This is a genomic window from Lewinella sp. JB7, assembly GCF_024297185.1.
Classification (GTDB): domain Bacteria; phylum Bacteroidota; class Bacteroidia; order Chitinophagales; family Saprospiraceae; genus Neolewinella.
In genome coordinates this window covers 194,408-217,565 of the sequence record NZ_JANCTD010000001.1, presented here as the reverse complement: position 1 = coordinate 217,565, position 23,158 = coordinate 194,408, and the positions used below count along the sequence as shown (strand labels likewise).

General features: G+C 60.9%; 14 protein-coding genes. 10 read left to right on the top strand and 4 right to left on the bottom strand.

Annotated elements, in window-relative coordinates; all coding sequences use genetic code 11:
- Positions 1-36: 36 nt before the first annotated feature.
- Positions 37-1,836 carry a tetratricopeptide repeat protein gene (locus tag NMA52_RS00825; protein ID WP_254825729.1) on the bottom strand — a complete coding sequence of 600 codons (1,800 nt, stop codon included), beginning with the start codon at positions 1,834-1,836 and terminating at the stop codon, positions 37-39.
- A 210-nt stretch (positions 1,837-2,046) separates the two neighbouring features.
- On the opposite strand from NMA52_RS00825, the gene NMA52_RS00820 reads away from it, so the two are divergent.
- Genes NMA52_RS00820 through NMA52_RS00810 form a run of 3 tightly spaced genes read left to right on the top strand, consistent with a single transcriptional unit; the run spans position 2,047 to position 10,540 of the window.
- Positions 2,047-7,140: an adenylate/guanylate cyclase domain-containing protein gene (locus tag NMA52_RS00820; protein WP_254825728.1), complete on the top strand. Its 5,094-nt coding sequence runs from the start codon at positions 2,047-2,049 to the stop codon at positions 7,138-7,140.
- Positions 7,137-8,294, top strand: coding sequence for a hypothetical protein (locus tag NMA52_RS00815; protein WP_254825727.1), 1,158 nt, complete (start codon positions 7,137-7,139; stop codon positions 8,292-8,294). The genes NMA52_RS00820 and NMA52_RS00815 overlap by 4 nt, the downstream gene beginning before the upstream one ends.
- Positions 8,295-8,299: 5 nt before the next feature.
- The gene (locus NMA52_RS00810; RefSeq protein WP_254825726.1) at positions 8,300-10,540 is read left to right on the top strand and encodes a hypothetical protein; all 2,241 of its coding nucleotides are present in this window, start codon (positions 8,300-8,302) and stop codon (positions 10,538-10,540) included.
- Positions 10,541-10,542: 2 nt separating this feature from the next.
- Here NMA52_RS00810 and NMA52_RS00805 read toward each other — a convergent pair whose 3' ends face one another.
- Complete coding sequence (locus NMA52_RS00805) at positions 10,543-11,862, bottom strand: aminopeptidase P family protein (RefSeq protein ID WP_254825725.1); 1,320 nt, start codon at positions 11,860-11,862, stop codon at positions 10,543-10,545.
- Positions 11,863-12,225: 363 nt separating this feature from the next.
- On the opposite strand from NMA52_RS00805, the gene NMA52_RS00800 reads away from it, so the two are divergent.
- On the top strand, positions 12,226-14,694 hold the full coding sequence (locus tag NMA52_RS00800; RefSeq protein WP_254825724.1) for a ligase-associated DNA damage response DEXH box helicase: 2,469 nt from the start codon (positions 12,226-12,228) through the stop codon (positions 14,692-14,694).
- 953 nt (positions 14,695-15,647) lie between these two features.
- Here the strand turns inward: NMA52_RS00800 and NMA52_RS00795 are convergent.
- Together NMA52_RS00795 and NMA52_RS00790 are read right to left on the bottom strand one after the other, a co-directional pair.
- Positions 15,648-16,163, bottom strand: a complete 516-nt coding sequence (locus tag NMA52_RS00795; RefSeq protein WP_254825723.1) for a hypothetical protein — start codon at positions 16,161-16,163, stop codon at positions 15,648-15,650.
- 68 nt (positions 16,164-16,231) lie between these two features.
- Positions 16,232-19,252, bottom strand: a complete 3,021-nt coding sequence (locus tag NMA52_RS00790) for a gliding motility-associated C-terminal domain-containing protein (RefSeq protein WP_254825722.1) — start codon at positions 19,250-19,252, stop codon at positions 16,232-16,234.
- Positions 19,253-19,357: 105 nt separating this feature from the next.
- Here NMA52_RS00790 and NMA52_RS00785 point away from each other — a divergent pair, with 105 nt between their 5' ends.
- The 6 genes from NMA52_RS00785 to iscU all read left to right on the top strand — a co-directional run bounded on the left by NMA52_RS00785 (position 19,358) and on the right by iscU (position 23,153).
- Positions 19,358-20,086, top strand: a complete 729-nt coding sequence (locus tag NMA52_RS00785; protein WP_254825721.1) for a CDP-alcohol phosphatidyltransferase family protein — start codon at positions 19,358-19,360, stop codon at positions 20,084-20,086.
- Positions 20,083-20,337, top strand: a complete 255-nt coding sequence (gene purS / locus NMA52_RS00780; protein WP_254825720.1) for a phosphoribosylformylglycinamidine synthase subunit PurS — start codon at positions 20,083-20,085, stop codon at positions 20,335-20,337. Before NMA52_RS00785 ends, purS begins: the two co-directional genes overlap by 4 nt.
- Positions 20,338-20,442: 105 nt before the next feature.
- Entirely contained in the window at positions 20,443-20,859 is a 417-nt protein-coding gene (locus NMA52_RS00775) for a methionine-R-sulfoxide reductase (RefSeq protein ID WP_254825719.1), read from the top strand.
- Between the two features lie 9 nt (positions 20,860-20,868).
- A complete protein-coding gene (msrA, locus tag NMA52_RS00770; RefSeq protein WP_256534095.1) occupies positions 20,869-21,372 on the top strand; it encodes a peptide-methionine (S)-S-oxide reductase MsrA in 504 nt (167 codons plus the stop codon).
- 43 nt (positions 21,373-21,415) lie between these two features.
- Positions 21,416-22,636, top strand: coding sequence for an IscS subfamily cysteine desulfurase (locus tag NMA52_RS00765; RefSeq protein ID WP_254825717.1), 1,221 nt, complete (start codon positions 21,416-21,418; stop codon positions 22,634-22,636).
- Positions 22,637-22,736: 100 nt separating this feature from the next.
- On the top strand, positions 22,737-23,153 hold the full coding sequence (iscU, locus tag NMA52_RS00760) for a Fe-S cluster assembly scaffold IscU (protein WP_254825716.1): 417 nt from the start codon (positions 22,737-22,739) through the stop codon (positions 23,151-23,153).
- Positions 23,154-23,158: the final 5 nt, after the last annotated feature.

The following is a 23,158-nucleotide window of genomic DNA, read 5'->3' as shown; positions in this document are numbered from 1 at the left end:
ATGAGTACGGGATTATCAATCCACGCTTTCCTGCGGCTACTGGACCGGATCCCCCCGCAGTTCGCGGTACTTCTTCCGGGCCTCAACGGCAAGGATGCTACTGCTGTAATCGATGAAGAGCGTCTCGTATAGTTGCTGGGCCTTCGCGCGATCGTCAAGTTTATTCTCGTATAGGCCGGCCAGGGCGAAGAGCGCGTTGTCGAGGCGAATGCTCTTGGGGTAATTATCGACGACGCTCTGGTACTGGGTGGCGGCCTCCTCGTACTTCCGCAATTTCTGGTACAGGCGTCCGCGGAGGTATACGACGTCGTCCTCGAGATCGTGACCGGGGAAGTCCTTCACCAGACCGTCCAGGGTGGCAAAGGCTTCGTCGAAGCGGTTCTGAAACATCAGCAACTCGGCATCGGCGTAGGTCTGCAGAGCCACGGCACTGGTGTCGAGGCCCAGATTATCCATGATGAAGACCGAGAGGTCGAGAGCATCGTTGGCGATCAGGCGGGAGGTCGATGCTTTGAGTACGTCGAACTGCGACTGCGCCCACTCGAAATCGCCGCGGAAATAGCTCAGGCGTGCATTGCGAAAACGGGCCTCGTGCCCCAACAGGTCCTCCTTAAATTGTTTGTCCACCTGGCTGTACAGCAGGGTCGACTCCCATACATCGCCCTGCATCAGGTAATAGTCGGCCAGGGCGATCTTGGCCCGGGCGCGTACGGTTTCGTCCACGCCGTTGAGTTCGACTACGCGCTGAAGAATGTCGATCGCCTTGTCCAGATCATTGAGGTAAAGCGCCTCCAGCTCCGCCAGTTGCACGGCAATACGTGCCGAGGCGGGGTTGTTCCCGAACTGCTCCAAAAACTCGAGGTAGGCCGTTTCTAATAGGCGGAGATCGGCTTCGGTGTAGGCGTATCCGTCCGTAATGGCCCGCCGACGGGTGAGGAGGCCCTCCCGTTTCGCTTCCAGGTAGTAGGGAGAGGCCGGGGCCTTATTTTCCACGATGTAGTCGAAGGCCGCGATGGCCGTTTCGTAATCGTCCGCGTTCGACGCCAGCGTACCGATATCGAAGACGCGCTCCCCGTTTTCGCCCAACTTGCGGTCCAGGGCGCGCGCCTGCCGTAGGGCCCCCCGGTAATCCTTGCGTTGAATGAGGATCCAGCCGAGCATTTCGGGGTACACGGGGATATCGTTGCGATCTTCCTGGATGCGGGCGTACAGCTGTTTCTGGGCTTCCTCCAGCCCTTCGGTATCGAGGTAGCGCTGGAAGTAGGTCTGCACGTTGCGTCCCCGCCGGGGATCTTCCACCAGGGCATCAAGGTAGTGGGAGACCATGGGTTCGATATCACCCTTGCGGCGGTACAGGTCACCGAGGTTGAAGGCAAAGGACACGTTCCCCTTAAGCAGTTTATCGCCCCGTTCGTAGGTCTCGATGGCGTAATCGTACTTCGTCAGTCGGATGAAGGCATTGGCCAGTTGGGTGATCTGGATTTGATCGCCCCGTAGGTTCTTGATCGCCTCCCGGTACTGCCGCTCGGCGGCGGCATCGTCAAATTTCTGTTCGAGCAGTTGACCGTACTTGACCCGCAGATCCAGTTCGTCGGGCATGCGCCGAATTTGTTTCTTCAGTGCGTTCTCCGCTTCGTCGTACCGCTGCAGGTTCATCAGGCTGCTGACGTAGCGGTCGAAGTAGAAGGGGTTATAGTTCTCTTCGGCCAGGCCGAGGTACAGCTCGGCCGCTTTTTCGTACTCGCCGTCCATGAAGTACTGCTGCGCGAGTTGATTGGACTGCGCCGCTAGCCGGCCGGCGCACAGGAGGATGAGAAGCAGGATGAAATTGCGCATGGTCCAAGATAAACGCAGCGGCGACGGATAAGGTGTAATCCGGCCGGCATTTCCCGCCTTCACGGCTCCCGCGAACCCGCCATAAAGACGGTCCAACAGCTATACGCAGGTTATCGTATATTGGCAAAGGATGAGTCGGCAGGAAAAGCATTTTCCGGCCCGTCCCGCAACGAGGCGCTGATGATGGTGGAAGAAGTATTGTACGAGAGTTTGCGCTCACGAATTTCCTTCGTGTCCGCGAGTGAGTGGGGGCGGCCCGTACTCCGCAAAACCCTTAATTACGAGTTCCCCACCCCCCGCGAGATCGTCAAGTTCTACAACGAACACGACATCACCCTCGACCTGGACGTCCCCGGCGTGCGCCGTACCCTCGGGAAGGAAAAGGTGAAGAACCGTCATTCCCTGTTGCTGGAATGGGTGGACGCCCCTACCCTGGCGGCCGCCTTCCGGGAGAAGCCGGAAGACCTGGCGGACTTCCTCGAGGTAGCCATCTCCCTTACCCGGGCCCTGGCGGGCATCCACGAACGCGGCATTATTCACCGCGACATCAGCCCCCACAACGTGCTGGTAAACGATTCCGACCGGCAGGTGACGGTGATCGACTTCGGCATCGCCTCACGCATCAACCTCAGGGAGCACAACCTGGGCAATCCCGAGCATCTAGAGGGAAACCTGCGCTACATCTCGCCCGAACAGACCGGCCGTATGAACCGGGTAGTGGATTACCGTACCGACCTGTACTCCACCGGAATCGTGTTTTACGAGATGCTGACGGGCCGCCACCCCTTCGACACCCTCGACCCGTTGGAACTCGTACACCGCCACATCGCTCAGCGCCCGCCGCCGGTCGTCTCCGTGAACCCCGCCGTCCCCCAACCGCTCTCCCGCATCGTCGACCGCCTACTGGCCAAGAACGCCGAGGACCGCTACCAGTCGGCCCGGGGCCTCCTGCACGATCTGTGCCACTGCCGGGAAAGCTACCGGGACGGGGGTGCCATCCTATCCTTTCCGCTAGGGCGGGAAGATCATTCGGCTAAATTTCAGCTCGTAGAGAAGCTGTACGGACGGGACCGTGAGGTTACCGACCTCCTGGCTGCCTTCGAGCGGGTAGGCCGGGGTGAGATGGAGGTCGTGCTCGTGGCCGGCTACTCCGGCACCGGGAAATCGGCGCTGGTGCGCGAGGTACACAAGCCCATCACCCGGGCGCGGGGCTACTTCATCGAAGGTAAGTTCGACCAGTTCCAGCGCGCGGTGCCCTACTTCGCCCTGATCGAGGCCTTCACCCGCTTCGTAGATCTCATACTTACCGAAAAGGAAGAACGGCTGGCCGGCATCCGCCAGGCCATCCAGCGGGCGGTGGGCGCGGAGGGCCGGGTGCTCACGGCCGTCATTCCGAACCTGGAACTGGTGATCGGCCCCCAGCCGGAAGTCCCCGAACTCGGCGGCACGGAATCGCAGAACCGCTTCAACTACGTGTTCCGCAAGTTCGTCCAGACCATTTCGAGCGCCGACCAGCCGATCGTGCTCTTCATCGACGACCTGCAGTGGGCCGACTCCGCCTCCCTGGGCCTGCTGCGCATGTTGCTGACGGACCTGGATAACCGCTACATGCTCTGCATCGGTGCCTACCGCGATAACGAGGTCAGCGCCTCCCACCCCTTCATCCGCACCATGGCCGAAATCCGGGAGGCGGGCGTGGCGGTATCGACCATCGAAATCGGGAACCTAAGCCGGGAAGATGTACAGCAGCTCATCGCCGACGCCACCGCGGTACCCCGCGAGAAGGCGGTAGAGCTGACCGGACTGGTGTACGCCAAGACCCGCGGCAACGCTTTTTTTACCACGCAGTTCCTGCACTCGTTGTACGAGGAAGGACACCTGCGCTTCGACCATCAACGGGCGACCTGGGACTGGAACGTCGACGACATTCGGGCCCTGAACATCACCGACAACGTGGTGGAGCTCATGGCCGGCAAGATCCGTAAACTGCCGGAGCGGGCGCAGGAATTGCTGATGATCGGCTCCAGCATCGGCAGCGCCTTCCGGGCCGATACGCTGGCCGTGATTGAGGAAGTGCCCGAGGAAGAGGTGACCCAGGCCCTCTTCCCCGCCCTCTCCGAAGGACTGATCGCGCCCGACGGTGACGCCTATACTTTCGTCCACGACCGTATCCAGCAGGCGGTGTACTCCCTCATTGCCCCCGCCGACAGTGCGCCCATGCACGCGCGCATCGGTCGGCTCTTACTGGCCAGCGTTCCCGAAGCCCGCCACGACGAACGGCTGTTCGACATCGTTAATCAGCTCAACCGCGGTCTGCCGGCCATCACGGATCCGGAAGAGCGGGCCCGCCTCATCGACCTCAATCTGGCCGCCGGCCGCCGCGCCAAACAGGCCTCGGCCTTCCGGCGGGCCGCCGAGTACCTGCAAGTAGGCATCGAACTGCTGCCGGAGAACCGCTGGACCGACCACTACCCGCTCAGTCGCGATCTCCACACCGAAGCCGCGGAGTGCAACTACCTCAGCGGGGAATTCGCGGTCATGGACACCCTTATTCGCGAAGTGCTCGACCACGCCCGCGCCCTGCTCGACAAGGTCAAACCCTACGAAATCCGCATTCTGTCCTTCAAGGCTAAGAACCAACTACACGAAGCCATCGATACCGGACTGGAAGTGCTCGCTCAGCTCGGCGAACGCTTCCCGGCCAAGCCCCGCCTGCCCCACGTAATGGCCGACCTGGTTCGCACCAAGCTCAAGCTGTACGGCAAAGAGAACGACGCGCTGGAGCGGTTGCCGGTGATGGAAAATCCGGAAAAGGTCGCGGCCATGCGCATCATTGCCGACATCGCGTCTTCCTCCTACTGGGCCCGTCCGAACCTCTTCCCCCTGGTCATCTTCCGGATGTGCCACATGTCGCTGCGCTACGGCAATACCGCCCTGAGTGCCTTCGCATTCGCCACCTACGGCGTGATCATGTGCGGCGTACTGGAGGACATGAAGGCCGGCTACCGCTACGGGAAACTGGGGCTGGCCCTCATGGAGAAGTTCGAGGAGCGGGCCTGGACGACCCAGATCTACTGCCCCGTCTACGCCCTCATCATCAACTGGAACGAGCACGTCCGCAACACCCTGCGCCCGCTGCAGGAGTCGTACCACATCGGCCTGGAAACGGGGGCCATCGAGTTCGCGTGCATCAACTCCAACATCTACTGCATCCACGCTTACCTCATCGGCCGGCCCCTGCCCCGCTTGGAGGAGGAAACCGCCGCGTACAGCCGCAGTTACCGCCAACTGAAACAGGAGACGAACGTCAACTACAACGAGGTGTACCGCCAGGGAATGCTGAACTTTCTGGGCAGGTCGGCTAATCCCCTCGTGTTGACCGGTACGGCCTACGACGAGGAGAAGATGACGGCGCAGAACGCGGAGCGCCAGGACCAGACGGGTACCTTCTTCATCCACTTCAACAAACTTATTCTGGGGTGCTACTTCCGGGACTACACCGGGGCCGCCCGCCACGCCGAGCGCTGCCGCGAACTTCTCGAGGCGGTGCTGGCCAAATTCGAGATTCCGAACCACCACTTCTACGAAGCCCTGGTATACCTTTCGCTGTACCGTCAGGCCGAGCCGCCCGACAAACGCCGCTACATGCGCCGGGCATCCGCCAACATCCGCAAGATGCGCAAGTGGGCCCGCGACGCCCCCGAAAACTACCTCCACAAGGCCGAACTGATGGAGGCCGAACGCTTCCGGGCCCGGGGCAACTTCGGAGAAGCCCGTCTGGCTTACGACCGCGCCATCTCCGGAGCTACGACCCACGATTACCTCCACGAGACGGCCCTGGCCTACGAACTGGCGGGGCGGGCCTACCTGGAACAGCAGTTCGAGAAACTGGCGGAGTTCTACATTAAATCGGCCTACAGCAGCTACCGGGAGTGGGGCGCCGAAGCCAAGCTGAAGGACCTGGAACGGCGCTATCCGTCCTACGTATCTTCCACCGGACGCCTCATGGGGACCGTCACCGCCGGCACCCATACCCTCCAGACCTTCTCGGATTTCAACCACACCACCAACCTCGACCTGCAGACGGTACTGAAGGCCGCCACTTCGATCTCCGGCGAAATTCAGTTGGGGGGCATGCTGGATAATCTGATGTCCATCGTCATCGAAAACGCCGGTGCCGATAAGGGGGTACTGTTGCTCGAACGCGACGGTCGGCTGCTGGTGCAGGCCGCCTTTTCCGTGGAGGGGGCGGGGACGCGGGTGCTGCAGAATATCCCGGTAGAGCAATCGGATCTGGTAGCCCATTCGGTGATTGAGTTCGTGAGCCGTACGCGGCGGCCCGTGGTCATTGACGACGCGGCCGACGACGAGCGCTTCGTACACGATCCCCATTTGTCGTCCGGAAAGTCGCGGTCGGTGCTGTGCCTGCCCTTCGTGAATCAGGGTAAATTCGTCGGCATCCTTTATCTGGAGAACAAACTGGCCACCGGTGTCTTCACGCCCGAGCGTATCGACCTGCTGGCCCTGCTTTCGGGGCAGATCGCCATTTCCATCGACAATGCCCTGCTCTACGAAAACCTGGAAGAAAAGGTGCGCGAGCGCACCGAAGAGCTGGCGGCGGAAAAGGCGAAGTCCGACAAGCTCCTGCTGAATATCCTGCCCCAGGAAACCGCCGACGAGCTGAAGCAGCACGGGCAGACGGTACCGCGGCGGTTCGACAGCGTAACCGTGATGTTCACCGACTTTAAGGGCTTCACTTACCACGCGGAGGGCATGAGTGCCGAGGAGTTGGTCAGCAGCATCGACGTGTACTTCCGCGCCTTCGACGAGATCATCGGTCGTCACAATATCGAAAAGATCAAGACCATCGGCGACTCCTACATGTGCGTAGGTGGTCTGCCCACCCCCAACGTTACCCACGCCGAGGACATGGTCAACGCCGCCCTGGAAATACAGGCCTGGACGCAGGCCCACGGTCGGGAACAACGGCAGCGCGGCAAACCCCACTTCGAGTTGCGGGTAGGCCTGCACTCCGGTCCGGTAGTGGCCGGCGTGGTCGGGCGCAAGAAGTTTGCCTACGACATCTGGGGCGATACCGTCAACACCGCCGCACGGATGGAATCAAGTGGTATTCCTGGCAAGATCAACATCTCCGGAGCCACCCGGGAGCTGATCGCCCACCGCTTCGAGTGCGTGCACCGGGGCAAGGTCGCGGCCAAGAATAAGGGGGAGATCGATATGTACTTCGTAGAGCCGGACGTACCCAGCACCCGCAGGGCCATATCCCAAAACTATCAGCTATGACCCATCCGCCCCCTCCCGCCCGCTCCTGGGTCGATACCGCCCTGCTCGATACCCTGGGTGGCCTGCGCGACCGGGTGGTCCTGTGGATCACCGCCAAGGGCTTCGCGGTCGCCATCGCACTGCTGGTTTCGTTGGTGGGAAAGCGCCGCATGTCGCACGACAACGGGATCGCCGCCCGCGGCATGGTGACCATACTCGACAATCCCGCCTTACCGCGCCACGAATTTTTCCGCGCCGGGCGCACCCTTCCCTGCCGTATCCGCCACGCGACGGCCACTTTCCTCGACGATGCCGTACGCGGAATTCGCAGCATGTCGGTCAAGTTTTCGGATCATCACCTGCGGAGTCCGTTTGATATGCAGATGAACACCGGGGCCGTAAGTCTTTTCTGGTCGGCCGCCAGCTTCCTGCAATTCGCCCGCATGCGCAAGGAAAAGTGGGGCGTTGAGTACCACGACTATTACCGGAAGTACCCCAGCGGCCTGGCCGGCGCCGAGGAAGCAATCCGGGAGAACCCGAAGTCCTTTCACGATCTGCGGTACTACTGCAAGACCCCCTTCCGCTTCACCGGGGAGGACAACATCAAGCGCTACGCCAAGTACCGCGTCCGGCCCTACGACGATCAGCCGGAAACGGGCATCAACCACCATCCGGATCCCACCGACGTGGCCAACCAACGAGTCCCCCGCCACGACCCCCGGGGCCGCAACTACCTGAAATACGAATACGAGGACCGGGTAGGGAAGGAGGGCGCGAAATACCTCATGCAAATCCAGTTGCGCACCGCGGCCGCCGACGACGATCCGGAGATCTTCAATAACATGAAGACCTGGAACGAGGACCTACACCCCTGGCACGACCTGGCGGTGATCGACATCCGGGAAACCCTGGACTGGAAGGAAAGCTGCCGGACCACTTTTTCCATCCGCAACATGCCAAAAACACTGGGCGTCCTACCGGCCAAGTCGGTCTACGACTATAATTCCCTGAACTACATGCGGGCCCATTCCGGCCTGGCTCACCGGGCCCGGTTACTGAATTACGCCCTCTTTGGCTATCCACCGAAGATTCCCGACAACGACAACCGCAACTACTCCGACTGGGAGAAGCCGCCCCGCATCATCAACCGTTCCTACCCCAGCACCCTAAAGTAGCCGCCATGCAGTCCGACAATCCTACCGGCAAGCGGGTCATCCTGGAGGTAGACAACCCCGTGGTGGACCCCCGCGACGTTTGTGCCGAGTGCCTGAATAGGACCAAGATCCGCTATCCCGATGGCGGTAATTTTTTCACCCCCCGCCTGCGGAGCATCAATCACCTGGAGGTCGGCCGGTCGAAGATTATTTCGAGTCCCGTGACAATCATCGTGGAGTACGTCGTCCTACTGTACCAGCGCACGGTCGAGGGGGTCCGGCGATTATTGCGTCAGCTCTTTCCGCGTCATCCCCGGATCCGGGGCCGCAATTTTTCCGGGGCCTCCTTCGTAGGCCGCACCACTTACGCGGGTCGCTACGACCACGGCAAACCCATCCACCACCTACCCGTCGATATCTGGGCCCGCACCTGGTGGGGCAGCTGGCGTCATTTGGCCTCCGGCGTAAGCGGTAAGGACGGCACCTTCCGCTTGCCCTATGATTTGCGGGAAGCCCGCTCCTGGGCGGTGCGCCGTATTCGGGCCGAAGTATCTCAGATCTCTTTTGTATATGACCAACGGGATCAGCCCCGGCCGGTCCACTCCGTCGCCGAGTCCATCCACGTGCCGAAAAAGGAACTTACGGGGATGGAGTACAACCTACGCGACATCCAGATCGGCCTGTGGGCCTACCGCCGGGACACCCCCATTCCGCGCACGTACATCAACGATCACGACCACGACGCTCCCGAGCGCTACGTACAGGGCCGCACCGACGCGCTGCAGGATCAGATCATTCCTATCGAACTCACCAAACTCAAGCACCTGGCCCAGCTGGCGACGGCGCCGGAATCGCTCTCCATTCCGCAAATTCAGGCCGACTACCCGCTGAACCTCACCACGTGTATCGAGAACACCCTGCCCCCCGAACTCAAGGGTTATACCCGGGGCGACGAATTTTTCGGCGCCCGGATGATGAATGGCATGAACGCGGCAAGCTTCCGGCCGGACCCCGACCATCCCCACCATTACTGGATGTTGTACTGGGGCTACCAGGGTTATGATCACAACGATGTATTCGCCTTTCCGACCACCGAGATCAAGTACAGCATCCGCCCCGGAAATCATACCCCACTACCGGTGGAGATCATCTTTACCGGAGCACTCGATGCCTACCACCGCGATCCCTGGCAGCAGCGCCGGTTCCGGCCCGGCGACGGTGCCCGGTGGACGTACGCCAAACGAGTCGCCCGGTCAGTCGGCGGACTGGTCGCCGAAGTCGACGACCACTTCGCGCACACCCATACCAATACCGAGCAGTATGCCCTGGCGGCCTTCCGCAATTTGCGGCTCAATCCGGTGAACTGGCTCATGCAGCCCCATCTGCGGGAAGTTTCCCTGGTAGACCACACCGCCGATCGCATTCTCGTTTCCCAGCGCCATGGATACATCCCCCGCGCCTCCGCCCTGACCGGGCTCGGCATACAGCAACGGGTGGAAGACACCATGGGTGTACTCGACTGGAAGGGCCGGGAGCCCATGCGCGTGATCAACGATGCCCATACCTACGCAAAAGCAGAAAACCTGTTCTGGAACATCACCCGGGAATACGTAGAGGAGTTCTTCGAGCGCAACCTCGAGGCCATCGCGGAGCACTGGTACGAGATCTACCGTATGTCGGAGGACATGGTCAACCATAGCGTGCGGGTGTTTCGCTCCCGCATCGATCTCGACCGGCTCGACGCCCGGGAGCGGAAAATGATGGAGAAGCGAATCACCTACTTCGAATCCCGCTACAGCTTCGACCCCACCCTCCCCCGCCGCACCGTAAACGGCGAATTGAAGATCCTCTCCCCCATCACGGAATCCGAAACCTTTCTCGATGCCCAACCCGGCGTCCTGCAGAATCTCAAGGACTGGTGCGTCTATGTGATCCACACCGCCACCTTCATGCATACCTGGGTCAACGAACACCAGTACGAGGACATCGGGGAAGTGCTGTACAGTTGCCTGGGCCTGCGCTTTGGGGAGGGCCCGGACGGTGTACTGGCCCCGGAATCCGACTACCGCATCGCTCCGGATCCCGTCCGTGCTACCCAGATGATGTGGTGGAGCAATCTGCTTTCCCGCACCGAGTACGGCTTCATTACCCGCAACGAGGACCGCGACGTCAACCCCCGCTTCGGGGAAATGCTGAAGGCTCACGAAGAAGAGTTCCGGAGCTACGGCGTCATCGTGGACGACATCGAGGCCCGCACCAATATCTGACGCTATTCCCGGTTACCCAGCACCCGCGCTCCGCCGCCCGTCACGACCACGTCGTCCTCCAGGCGAATGCCGCCGAAATTCCGGTAGGCGTCCACGGCCGCGAAGTTGATGAATTCGGTGTGTCTCTTATCCGCCCGCCAACGATCGATCAGGGTGGGAATGAAGTAAATGCCCGGCTCTACCGTGATCACGAAACCCTCCCGCAGGCGGCGGCCCAGGCGTAGGTTGCGGGTGCCGAAGAGAGGGCTGCGGGTGATTTCGTCGTCGTAACCCACCAGGTCCTCACCAAGGTCTTCCATATCATGGACGTCCAGACCGATCAGGTGACCCAGGCCGTGGGGGTAGAACAACGCGTGGGCTCCGGTGGCTACGGCTTCGTCGGTATCGCCGCGCATGAGCCCGATATCCTTCAGCCCGTCGACGATGATGCGGGCCGAAAGGTCGTGCAGTTCGCGGTAGGGGATGCCGGGCCGGATGGCCTCGATGACCCGACGTTTGGCGTCGTCGACGATGTCGTACACGGTCTGCTGACGCTCGGTCATGTCGCGGCCGACGGCAAAAGTGCGCGTGAGGTCACCCGCGTAACCGGATGAGGTTTCCGCGCCGGCGTCGATCAGCAGCAGGTCGCCTTCCTCCAGGGTGTTGCCGTGGTAGTGGTTGTGGAGAATGTGACCGTTGCGGGTGACGATGGCCGGGTAGCTCAGGCGGCCTCCGCCGGCAATAGCGATCCCTTCGATGAGTCCGGCCACTTCGGCCTCCGTCATGCCGGGGGTGGCGGTTTTGCGGGCGGCGGCGTGCATACTCAGGCTGGTGCGCACGGCTTTTTCCATCTCCGCGATCTCTTCGGCGCTCTTTACCGAGCGCAGTTCGACCACGGCCCGGATGAGTGCTTTGCTGGGGGTGGTGCCTTCGCCGAGCCACTCCTCGATGTGGCGGTGGCGTTCGGCGCGGTAGGGGGGCAGGTAGTGGACGTTTTTGGCGGATTTGAGGAGCCGCGAGAGTTCTTCCAGCGTGCCGGAGCAGGCGCCGATGCGTTCGGCAAGCTCGGCGGTGCTGGGATGTTCGCCCATCCAGACGACGTCGTCTAGCGTCAGGTCATCTCCGTGCAGTCGGCTTTCGCCCGTGGCGGCATCGATGGTGAGGACAAGGTCGGGTTGATTGTGACCGGCGAAGTAGCGAAAGTTGGAATCTTGCTTGAAGGGGTAGGTGTTGCCGCGGTAATTCATGGCGGCCTCACCGTTGCCGGGCAGGAGGATCAGTCCGCTGCCGAGGAATTGAGCCAGTCGTTGGCGGCGGTCGGTGTACGTTTGGGTGGAGAACATAGGGCGTGATTTAGGGCGGCGGTGCGCGGGTGCAAGGTAGGGAGTGAAGAGCGGGAAGCGGGGTGCCGGGGTACCGGGGGCTGGCCGGGAGCGGGGAGCGGGGAGCGGTCCGGGAGCGGTCCGACGGCTATAGCGGTTGGACCGCTATAGCCGTCGGACGGGGTGACCCCGTTGGACCGCTGTAGCTCATCCTCCGCAAAAATCCAAATAATTAAGCCATTAAGTGCGGAATCGCCCCTTCCGGGGTACTAAAAGGCGCCAGCGACAACTTAATACGCTTTCGAAGCGGATGAACTTAGTGGGCAGAAGGCTTCACCCCCCCGGTAGGGTAGAACCCACCGGCACGACAGCCGTTTAAGGTCCGTGTCCGCTCCCCTTCCCCCCACCGATCTGCTGCACCGCGCCGATACCTGGTTCACCGGCCGCGGCTGGTCGGCCTTCCCCTTTCAGCACGAGGCCTGGCGCGCCTATCTGGCGGGTAAAAGCGGACTAGTCAATGCCCCTACCGGCAGCGGCAAGACTTATTCCCTGATCCTGCCGATCCTGCTCGAGTTCCTCGGCGAGCATCCGGACAATCCCGGCAAAGCCAATAATGGACTGCGGGCCATCTGGATCACCCCCATCCGGGCACTGACCCGGGAGATCCAGGCCGCCGCCGAGCGCGCGATCGCCGATCTGGGCATGCAGTGGCGGGTCGGCATCCGTTCGGGAGATACGACCACCGCCCAGCGCACGAAGCAGCGCAACAAGCCCCCGGAAATCCTCATCACCACCCCCGAGAGTCTGCACCTCCTCCTGGCCAGCAAGGGGTACGAGGAATTCTTCGGGGACCTGCGCGCACTCGTGGCCGATGAGTGGCATGAATTGCTGGGCACCAAACGCGGAGTACTGGTGGAATTGGCCCTAAGTCGGCTGCGGGGATTGCGGGGGGATTCCTTTCGCACCTGGGGCATTTCCGCTACGATCGGCAATATGGAGGAAGCCCTGGAGGTGTTGGTTCCGGCGGGAACGCGGGAGCGGACCATCATCCGAGCCCGGACCACCAAGGAGACGAAGATGATCACCGTTATGCCCGACGAGATCGAGACCTTTCCCTGGGCCGGTCATCTAGGCATCAAACTGCTGGAAAAGGTAGTACCCATCATATACCAGTCAGGGTCCACCCTCATCTTTACCAATACCCGTAGCCAGTGTGAGATCTGGTATCAGCGTCTGCTAGATGCCGATCCGGAGCTGTCGGGGGCCATCGCCATGCACCACGGCAGCATCAGTCGGGAACTGCGCGACTGGGTGGAAGATGCTTTACACCAGGGAACCCTGAAGGCGGTGGTGTGTACCTCCAGTCTGGATCTCGGGGTCGACTTCCGCCCCGTGGAAACCATCGTACAGATCGGTAGTCCGAAGGGCGTTGCCCGTTTCCTACAGCGTGCCGGACGCAGCGGACACCGCCCCGGGGCCAAGAGCACCATCCACTTCGTCCCTACGAATAGCCTGGAACTATTGGAAGCCTCGGCCTTACGAAGGTGTATTGAAAACGAGGTCATAGAAAGCCGCATTCCCTACATCCGCAGCTTTGACGTGCTGGTACAGTACCTGGTGACGCTGGCCGTAAGCGGAGGGTTCCGCCGGGAACAGGTCCTGCGGGAGATTCGGGAAACCTACTGCTTCGCCTCCGTCAGCGATGAAGAGTTTGCCTGGTGCCTCGACTTCATTACCACCGGGGGCAATAGCCTGGGGGCCTATGACGAATACCATAAGGTCATCCGTGACGAGGAGGGCGTATACCGGGTAGAGAGCAAGCGGGTAGCCATGATGCACCGGCTCAGCATCGGTGCGATCGTGAGCGAAACCACCCTGATGATCAAGTACCTGTCGGGGGGATACATCGGAGCCATCGAGGAATACTTCATCTCCAGCCTCAAGCCCGGAGATACTTTCTGGTTCGCCGGTCGCAGCCTCAAGTTTGTCAAGGTCAAGGGAACCGAGGCTCTCGTCAAGAAAAGCACCGCTAAGAAGGGCAAGGTGCCCAGTTGGCGGGGTGGTCGTATGCAGTTGTCGAGTCAGCTGTCGGCCTACCTGCGCAAAGCAATGGAGGAGCTCAAACTCGAAGACTACCACGATGCTGAGTTGCTTAAGCTGGCCCCCCTCCGCGACATTCAGGCCCACCGCAGCGCCGTACCCGCCACCAACGAGTTGCTCATCGAGTACTTCCACGACCGGGAAGGCTATCACCTCCTCATGTACCCCTGCGAGGGACGGGGTATTCACGAAGGGCTCAGCTCCCTCATCGCTTACCGCATCGGTCAGTTTGCCCCATTGACCTTCACCATCGCGATGAACGACTACGGCTTCGAACTGCTGAGCGATCAACCCATACCCATCGAGGAAGCCCTCGGCAGCGACCTGTTCAACCTCAGCGAACTTACCACGGACCTGAACGCGGGCATCAACGCCACCGAGATGGCCAAACGCCGCTTCCGTGACATCGCCGCCATCGCCGGACTCATCTTCAAAGGGTACCCCGGCAAGCAAAAGAAGGAGAAGCACCTGCAGAGCGGCTCCCAACTCTTCTTCGACGTCTTCACCGACTACGAGCCCACCAATCTGCTCCTACAGCAGGCCTACGACGAGATCATGACCTTTCAGCTGCAGGAAGCCCGCCTGCGCGCCGCACTGGAACGGATCAATCAGCAGACGATCCTATTTCAACAGCCCCGGAAGGCCACCCCCTTCAGTTTCTCCCTCATCGTCGACCGTCTCCGCGAACGAATCTCTTCCGAAAGCCTGGAGGACCGCATCAAGCGGATGCGCCTGGCGCTGGTGCGGGAGTAGAGGGATTTGAAATTGGGGATGTGAAATTTAAAATTTGCTTCCCAGGTCCACAAAGCACTGGGTATCCGGGGTGCGTTCGTGGCAATACGCAGAGCAATTGTCTCGGGCCGGAGGCCGCTCGACCTAAAAGACGGCGCACGAAACAGCGGCAGCCAAATGGTAAATGGTACATTGTAAATTATATATGGTAAATTCTACTATGCGTCTCGGACCGGAGGCCACTCGACCTTAAGGCCACTCGACCTAAAAGGCGGCGCACGAAACAGCGGTAGCCAAATGGTAAGCGGTACACTGTAAATTATATATGGTAAATTCTACTATGCGTCTTGGGCCGGAGGCCGCTTGGCCGGGGAGGGTAAGCCTCGGCGTGCAACGCCTCGACCTATGACGTCTCGGACCGGAGGCCGCTTGCCCATGGAGACCCACAACCGTCTCGGACCAGAGGCCGCTCGACCTAAAAGCCACTCGACCTAAAAGGCGGCGCACGAAACAGCGGTAGCCAAATGGCAAATGGTACACTGTAAATTATATATGGTAAATCCTACTATGCGTCTCGGGCCGGAGGCCGCTTGACCTGGGAGGGTAAGCCTCGGCGTGCAACGCCTCGACCTATGACATCTCGGACCGGAGGCCGCTCCCCCTTAGATAACCCACGGCTCGTCTCGGACCAGAGGCCGCTCGACCTAAAGGCCGCTCGACCTAAAAGGCGACGCACGAAACAGCGGTAGCCAAATGGCAAATGGTACACTGTAAATTATATATGGTAAATCCTACTATGCGTCTTGGGCCGGAGGCCGCTTGACCTGGGAGGGGTGAGCCTCGGCGTGCAACGCCTCGACCTATGACGTCTCGGACCGGAGGCCGCTTGACCTTAGGTAACCCACGGCTCGTCTCGGACCGGAGGCCACTCGACCTAAAAGCCACTCGACCTAAAAGGCCGCTCAACCTAAAAGCTACAGCCCCCCCACCGCGCCAATCGTCCATTCCAGGCGGGCGTCGATGTTTTGGGTCGTCACGTCGAAGGGAAAAATGACCAGCTCCATGCGGACTTCTTCCCGTTCGAGGAAAAGATTGCGAAAGTTCTTTTCGCCGGGATTGAGGTTCACGACTTGCTGACGACGCCCCCCCAGGTCGCTGATGCTGAACATGAGATCGATGAATGTACAGTCGCTCTCCGAGGCCGGACATACCCGCAACTCAATCCGCTCGATCTCCCGAAAATCTTCTCCGGAAAGACTGGTCAACCGCGCGCGCACGCCCCCCACTAGATAGATGTCGGAAGGCTCTACCCCATTGTCTATCATGGCTTGTTGAAAACCGGTTTCGAGTTGCGGTTGGGCCACGACGTAGGTACGGAAGGAGGGCTGACCGGCGGGGATGGTAATATCCACGACCGGATAGTTGATCTCGAAGAGCCGATCACCGAAGGTGCTTCGCGGACACCCGCACAGCACCAAAACCAAACCCACAAACCATAGATAGCGCATCCAATCTGCATTGTTCTTCGTGAATCGGTCGGCTCCCGCGCGCCGCCGCCCTAACGAACGACGGTCACATCGCCCCGGTAGCCCCGTCGGCGTCCGTTGATGTAACTGACCTCGACGACGTAAACGTATACGCCCCCGTTCACGGTTGTCCCGTTGACCGTTCCGTCCCAGCCCAGCTCGGGCTCGTTGGCCGGGAAGGGTTCCGCGGCTTCGTACACCAGACCGCCCCACCGGTCATATACCCGCATAGCTTCGATCCGGCCCAGCGCTCGCCCGCCGAAGACGGTGAAGTGGTCGTTGTCGTCGTCTCCGTTCGGCGTGAAGGCATTCGGAATGAAAATGGGCAGATCCTCGATCACCAGAAAGTTGACCAGGGCCGTATCGACGCAGCCGGCCGGATTGACCCCCGTAACGAAGTAATCTCCGGACACCAGGGGCATCACCCGTACCCGCGCGCAGTCGGGCGTGAGGCAGGCGACGCTGTCCGGCCCCCAGGAGAAGGTCACGGGAAAGTAGTTACTCCGGGCCAGCAGGGTGGTGTCGTTGCCGAGGAACAACCGTACCCGGTCGGCAACGTCGATCACGAACTCCTCCGGTTGGGAGAGGCTCCCCGCCACGCTGTCGATGCAGCCGTTCAGGTCGCGGACGTATAAGGTATAGTCGCCGGCTACTAAGCCCTCCAGCCGGGGCGCTTCCTGAAAATCTTGGCCGTTGCTGCTGTACATATAGTCCGGCGAGCCGCCGGTTGCCGCCAGGGTAAAGGAACCGACGGGTTGTCCGAAGCAGATCAGATCCGCCTGCTCGACGATGGTGGCGACGATCTCCTCCGGATCGTTGAGGGTAACCGAATCGGTGACCGTACAGCCCAGACTATCGGTGAGGGATACGGTAAAAGTGCCGGCGGGCAGGTTGACGCGATCGGCGCCGGTGGTTCCGTCCGCCCACGCGAAGGTGTACCCCGGCCGGCCGCCCACGCCGGTGGCGAAAATAGATCCGTCGTTAGCCGCGAAGCAACTGCTGCTATCCGCCTGCAGATTCACCTCCAAGGGCGGGGGCTCGGTGACTTCGATGTCGAATGCGCCGGTACAACCTTCGGCGTCGACCACGTCCACCCGGTAAGTGCCGGCCGCGAATCCGCCCCGCTGTGCCGCCGATTGGTAGCCGTCGCCGAAATCGTAACCGTAGGCCGGAGTACCGTTGGCCACGTTGATCGTAATGCTGCCCGTGGCTTCTCCGTTGCAGGTCGGCTCGGTGAAGGTAGCGGCGCCTTCGATCAGTTCGAGTTGCAGTTCGTCGACCAGTATGTTCTGCTCGACCTCGCAGCCGTTCGCGTCGCGGGCCCGCACGTTGATCGTCGAGACCGGCAAATTCTCTATCCGCGTTTCGGACGAATAGGCGCCGCCGTTAAAGCTGTATTCGTAGCCTCCCCCACCGCCCGAAAGGATGCGGAATTCCAGGGCTCCGTTGGTGCCGCCCGCGCAGTCCGGCTGAGTGATCAGGGTATCGAAAACGAAGGGTTGCGCACCCCCGACGGTGTAGGTAAAGGTGGCTTCGCAGCCCGTGCCGTCGGTGAGGGTTACGGTATAATCACCGAGGTCCAGTCCGTCAATGGCGGCCGTGGTGGCTCCCGTGCTCCAGCGGTAACTGAGGGGGCGATCCGCGATCCGGCTGCGGCCCGTCAGGTCGATGCTTCCGTCGGCCGCGCCCGCGCAGCTCACGTTGCCTACGGTCGCTTCGGCGGAGTACTGATCCGCGCAGCAAACGACGGAGAACTCCGAAGCCGTTACGTACTCCACGCAGTTGCGGTTGGTGGTGATCGCGAGCGACACGTTCGGCTCGCCGGGTTCCGTAAAGAATACTTCGTGGGGGCCGGCTCCACTGGCCGTGCGCGGCGTGGCGGTGGGCCCGAAGTCCCACGACCAGGACGCGATGCCGTCGACCGAGGTGGATTGATCCTGAAAGGTGACCGACTCACCCACGCAGGCTTCCGCGCTGCTGAAGATCAGATTGGGTTCGGGGCCGAGGAAGGTTCCGGAACCGCCGAATTCGATCGAGAACCCATCGCCGGAGCTGGTGAAATTCATGATGACCAGCGCATAGGATTTGCCGGCCTCCATGTCGATGGCCTGGGCGAAGTTGTTGTTACCGGGGGTGCAGCCGCAGCCCTCGGTCTGGTCGGGGTCCGCCGCGCTCAGTCCGGTAGGTCCGAGGCAGGGAATGTTGGCCTGTCCGTTACCGCTGGTCTCCCCCGAATACATCTGTCGCAGGACCCGCCGATCGTTGCAGGCATCGAGGCCACCGGGCAGCTCGTACACCACGAAATCGATGTCCTCGTTCGGGGCGGCGCCGAGGGGCGTGATGGTAAATTCCAGGGTGCCCGCCTCGTCGCAGGTCCATTTGTACCAGGAGCTGTTCGACTCCGCCGGGGAGGAACCGTTACAGGCGTCCGCGGTGGCCAGCAGATCCTCATCGACCTGCCCGTTGCCCTGGAGCGACTCGACTGCGAAGGAAGATTTGTCGCACAACAGCACGGCGGTGCCGCAGTCGCTACTCGGGTCGGGAACGGCGTCGAATTGTTCCACGCACAGTTCGAAGGTGCCGGAATTACCGTTGCGGGCGCCGACGAGGACGTAGTAGGTTTGTCCGCGCTGCAGATTGTTGTAAATCAGACTGCCCCCGTTCTGGATTTGCCCACCCGACACGAAGGGGGAGCGGCAGGCGACGTTCGTAAAGTTGTCACAACTCCCGCTCAGCAGAGCAAACTGGGGTTGCTCGATGGTACCGCGTTGGTTGCCGGGCACCGCGCCGGTCACCTGAATACTGACGGAATTGCGGGTAGCCACGAAGCTGAACCACACGTCCTTTATCTCCGTACGCTCATCCAGGCAGATGGCGTACTCCTCCTGCTCCAGGGAAGTGGTGGCCCCACCGGTACTGAAGGCCCCGGGCCCGGAGCAGTACACCGGATCGCGGGGCAGGGCGATGGCGCCGCCACAGTCGTCGTTGACCGGTTGGGCGAACAGGCCCGTGGCCAGCAGCAGCGCACATCCCAGTAGGTAAAGGTGGTTCATAGCTTTCGGTGGCAATCTACAACAGATAACACCCCTACGGACGGAATCCGTACGCCGGATCCGTAGTAAACTGTCCTTACCCCAACAAACTTTAACTTACCCGCCGTGAAAGCCTGGATCCCCAACTTCGTAACCCTGCTGAACCTCTTCTGTGGGTGCGCGGCCATTATTTGCGTGCTCGACCTGCGCTTCATCCCGGCCTTCTGGTTCCTCTTCGCGGCCGGCTGGTTCGACTTTGCCGACGGACTCGTCGCCCGCGCGCTCGACGTCAGCAGCGAGCACGGCAAGGAACTCGACAGCCTGGCGGATATGGTCAGCTTCGGGGTGGTGCCCGCCATGATCTACTACGTTCTTCTGCTCTTACCCGCCGACGCGGCTCCCGCGGCCCCGCTCGTTATTACCTGGTCGTGGTACGCCGCGCCGGCCCTCTTCCTGGCGCTCTTCAGTGCCCTGCGGTTAGCCAAATTCAATCTCGATACCCGGCAATCGGAAAATTTTCTCGGGGTGGCCACGCCGACCAGCACGGTATACGCCACGGGCCTGATGCTCATCGTAGCCACGAACCCGGACTGGGCGCCCTACGTCCTCAGTCGGTGGGTACTTTATCCCTCCATTCTGATCATGAGCTACCTCTTGGTGAGCGAGTACCCGATGTTTTCTTTTAAGCTGAAGGGCTTCGGGTGGGCCGGCAATGAGACGAAGTATATCTTTGCCGCCCTGGCCATCGGCCTGTTGACCGTACTGTGGACCTCGGCATTTCCCTTCATCGTCGGAGTCTACCTCATCCTTAACCTGGCCTTCCCGCCGCCTTCGTCCGCCAAGCAGCCTCTATGAAGTTTCTCGCCCACATCAACATCATGCCCAAGACCGAACTTCTGGACCCCCAGGGAAAGGTCGTCGTCAAGAACCTCCCCAACCTCGGCATTCAGGGGGTCCACGACGTCCGCATCGGCAAGCACGTGACCATGGCCCTCGAGGCCGCCAGCGAGCAGGAAGCCCACGATAAGGTCGAACTGGCCTGTTCGAAGTTGCTCGCCAACGTAATTATGGAGAGCTACGACTTTGTCATCGAGGAGGAAGGGTAGGACGCCGGAGGATTGGAGAATTGGGTTTAGCCCGTCTGGCATGCGTTACGTGGGGCGGCGGGGCGCGGGAGCCAAACCTTACCATTTTCCGATTGTTTTCCGGGTATGAAAACAAAAGAAAACTGGAACACCCTTACGCCCGAGGAGGAGCGCGTCATTGCCCGCAAGGGAACCGAGATGCCCTTCACCGGCGAGTACAACAACTTTAAGCAGGACGGCGTCTTCGTCTGCCGCCGTTGCGACGCACCGTTATACGATAGTCACGACAAATTCAGCAGCGGCTGCGGCTGGCCGAGTTTCGACGACGAGATACCCAACGCCATTCAACACATTCGGGACGCCGACGGGCGCCGGGTTGAAATTCTGTGTAACAACTGCGGCGGTCACCTCGGCCACGTCTTCAGCGGCGAGCGGTTTACGGAGAAAAATACCCGCCATTGCGTCAACAGTCTTTCCATTAAATTTATTCCCCGCGAAAAGTACGAGACCGAGCACGGCTCCCTCGATACCGACGAAGCCTGAAGGGCAAGCCTGCTCCTCGGCAGCGGCTGCTTCTGGGGGCGGGAATACCACCTCCGCCAGCTCCCCGGCGTGATCGCCACCCGAGTCGGTTTCGCGGGTGGCCACCTACCCGATCCTATCTACAAACAAGTGTGCGCGGAGGATACCGGTCACGCCGAGGTCGTTGCCGTTCTCTACGATACCCGGGTGATCTCCACGGAGACACTGCTGACCGAATTTTTTACCCTCCACAACTTCGAACTGAACCGGGGCCGGGGCACGGGACAGTACCGGTCGGCCGTCTTTTCGCTGGCCGACGATGCGCAACTCGCTGCGGCACGGCAGCTGATCGAAACTCTGAAAAGCGCCGGCTACGCGCCCACGACGGACGTCGGGGTCGTAGCGGCATTTTACCCCGCCGATGCCCGTCATCAGCAGTATTGCACCTCCCGCGGGCTCACTCCCGACCGGCGCGACGACCGCAAGATCAGGGAAGTTCTCGGCGGAGCAACCAAACGAAGCACCGGGTGTTAACGTAAAGCATATCTATCCAGACAAGTCTGAAATAACTTTCCCTATGGGCCAGCGCCTCATTTACCTCGACAACAACGCTACCACCCCCACCGATCCCCGGGTCGTGGATGCGATGATTCCATACTTTTACGAAAACCCCGGCAATGCCGCCAGCCGCAACCACCCCTTCGGCTGGGCCGCGGAGGGAGCCGTCGATACCGCGCGCAAGCAGATCGCCGACCTCATCAACGTAGACGAGCGGGAGATCATCTTCACCAGCGGCGCGACCGAGTCCGACAACCTGGCCATCAAGGGCGTTTTCGAGATGTACCAGCGTAAGGGCAACCACATCATCACCGCCAAGACCGAGCACAAGGCCGTACTGGATGCCTGCGGAAAGGTGGAAAAGATGGGCGGCAGCGTGACCTACCTCGACGTCAATCGCGAGGGACTGATTAACCTCGAGGAGCTGGAAGCCGCCATCACGGACAAGACCGTACTGGTGTCCATCATGTGGGCCAACAACGAAACCGGAGTCATTCAGGACATGAAGGCTATCGGCGACATCTGTGCCAAGCACGGCGTACTGTTCATGTCCGATGCCACCCAGGCCGTCGGCAAGATTCCCGTCGACCCCAAAGCGGTCGGCGTACACCTGATGGCCTTCACCAGCCACAAGATGTACGGCCCCAAGGGCGTCGGTGCCCTGTTCGTCAACCGCAAGAACCCCCGCGTGAAGGTCACCAGCCAGATGGATGGCGGCGGACACGAGCGCGGCATGCGTTCCGGCACGCTTAACGTTCCCGGCATCGTCGGCTTCGGTAAGGCCGCCGAGATCGCGAAGGCTGAAATGGCCGCCGACGCCGAGCGCCTCAGCAAGCTGCGCGACAAACTACAGAACGCCCTGACCTCTATGCTCGAGGAGAGCTACGTCAACGGCAGCCAGGAACACCGCATGCCCCACGTAACTAACATCAGCTTCAAGCACGTGGAGGGCGAAGGTCTCATGATGACCTTCAACCAGAACATTGCCGTTTCTTCCGGTTCGGCCTGTACTTCCGCCAGCCTCGAGCCCAGCTACGTGCTGGTGGCCCTGGGCCTGGGCGATGATCTGGCGCACTCCAGTCTCCGCTTCAGCCTCGGCCGTTTCACTACGGAGGAGGACATCGACGAAACCATCCAGAAGGTAGCCGAGGGCGTCAATCACATGCGCGACCTGAGCCCGATCTGGGAGATGTACAAGGAGGGTGTCGACATCGACGCCATCGAGTGGTCGGAGCACTAATCTTTCTTACCCCCGGAATTGTTACCTTTTTACTCCTTTCCGGGGGTGAACCCTCCCCTCCGCCCTATCTTTATTTTTCACCCTCCCAATAATTATTACCATGGCATACAGCGAAAAACTCCTCGACCACTTCAAGAATCCCCGCAACGTCGGTACGCTCGATAAGAATTCCGAGAATGTAGGTACCGGTCTCGTCGGCGCCCCCGAGTGCGGTGACGTGATGCGTCTGCAGATCGAAGTGGACCCGACCACCAAGAAAATTACCGCCGCCAAGTTCAAGACCTTCGGTTGCGGATCGGCCATCGCCAGCTCCAGCCTCGCCACCGAGTGGCTCAAGGGTAAGACCGTCGACGAAGCCCTCGCCATCGATAACATGGCCATCGTCGAAGAACTGGCCCTGCCCCCCGTTAAGATCCACTGCTCGGTCCTGGCCGAAGACGCCATCAAGGGCGCGATCAAGGACTACCAGCAGAAGAACGGCGTGCAGACCGTCGAGTCGATCGTCGCTTCCCACTAAATTCG

Bases quoted from the DNA above. Each gene is read 5' to 3' on its own strand.
- purS (WP_254825720.1), top strand. From the start codon at position 20,083: ATGAAGTTTCTCGCCCACATCAACATCATGCCCAAGACCGAACTTCTG.
- NMA52_RS00805 (WP_254825725.1), bottom strand. From the start codon at position 11,862: ATGTTCTCCACCCAAACGTACACCGACCGCCGCCAACGACTGGCTCAA.
- NMA52_RS00775 (WP_254825719.1), top strand. From the start codon at position 20,443: ATGAAAACAAAAGAAAACTGGAACACCCTTACGCCCGAGGAGGAGCGC.
- NMA52_RS00815 (WP_254825727.1), top strand. From the start codon at position 7,137: ATGACCCATCCGCCCCCTCCCGCCCGCTCCTGGGTCGATACCGCCCTG.
- NMA52_RS00765 (WP_254825717.1), top strand. From the start codon at position 21,416: ATGGGCCAGCGCCTCATTTACCTCGACAACAACGCTACCACCCCCACC.
- NMA52_RS00825 (WP_254825729.1), bottom strand. From the start codon at position 1,836: ATGCGCAATTTCATCCTGCTTCTCATCCTCCTGTGCGCCGGCCGGCTA.
- iscU (WP_254825716.1), top strand. From the start codon at position 22,737: ATGGCATACAGCGAAAAACTCCTCGACCACTTCAAGAATCCCCGCAAC.
- NMA52_RS00790 (WP_254825722.1), bottom strand. From the start codon at position 19,252: ATGAACCACCTTTACCTACTGGGATGTGCGCTGCTGCTGGCCACGGGC.
- NMA52_RS00810 (WP_254825726.1), top strand. From the start codon at position 8,300: ATGCAGTCCGACAATCCTACCGGCAAGCGGGTCATCCTGGAGGTAGAC.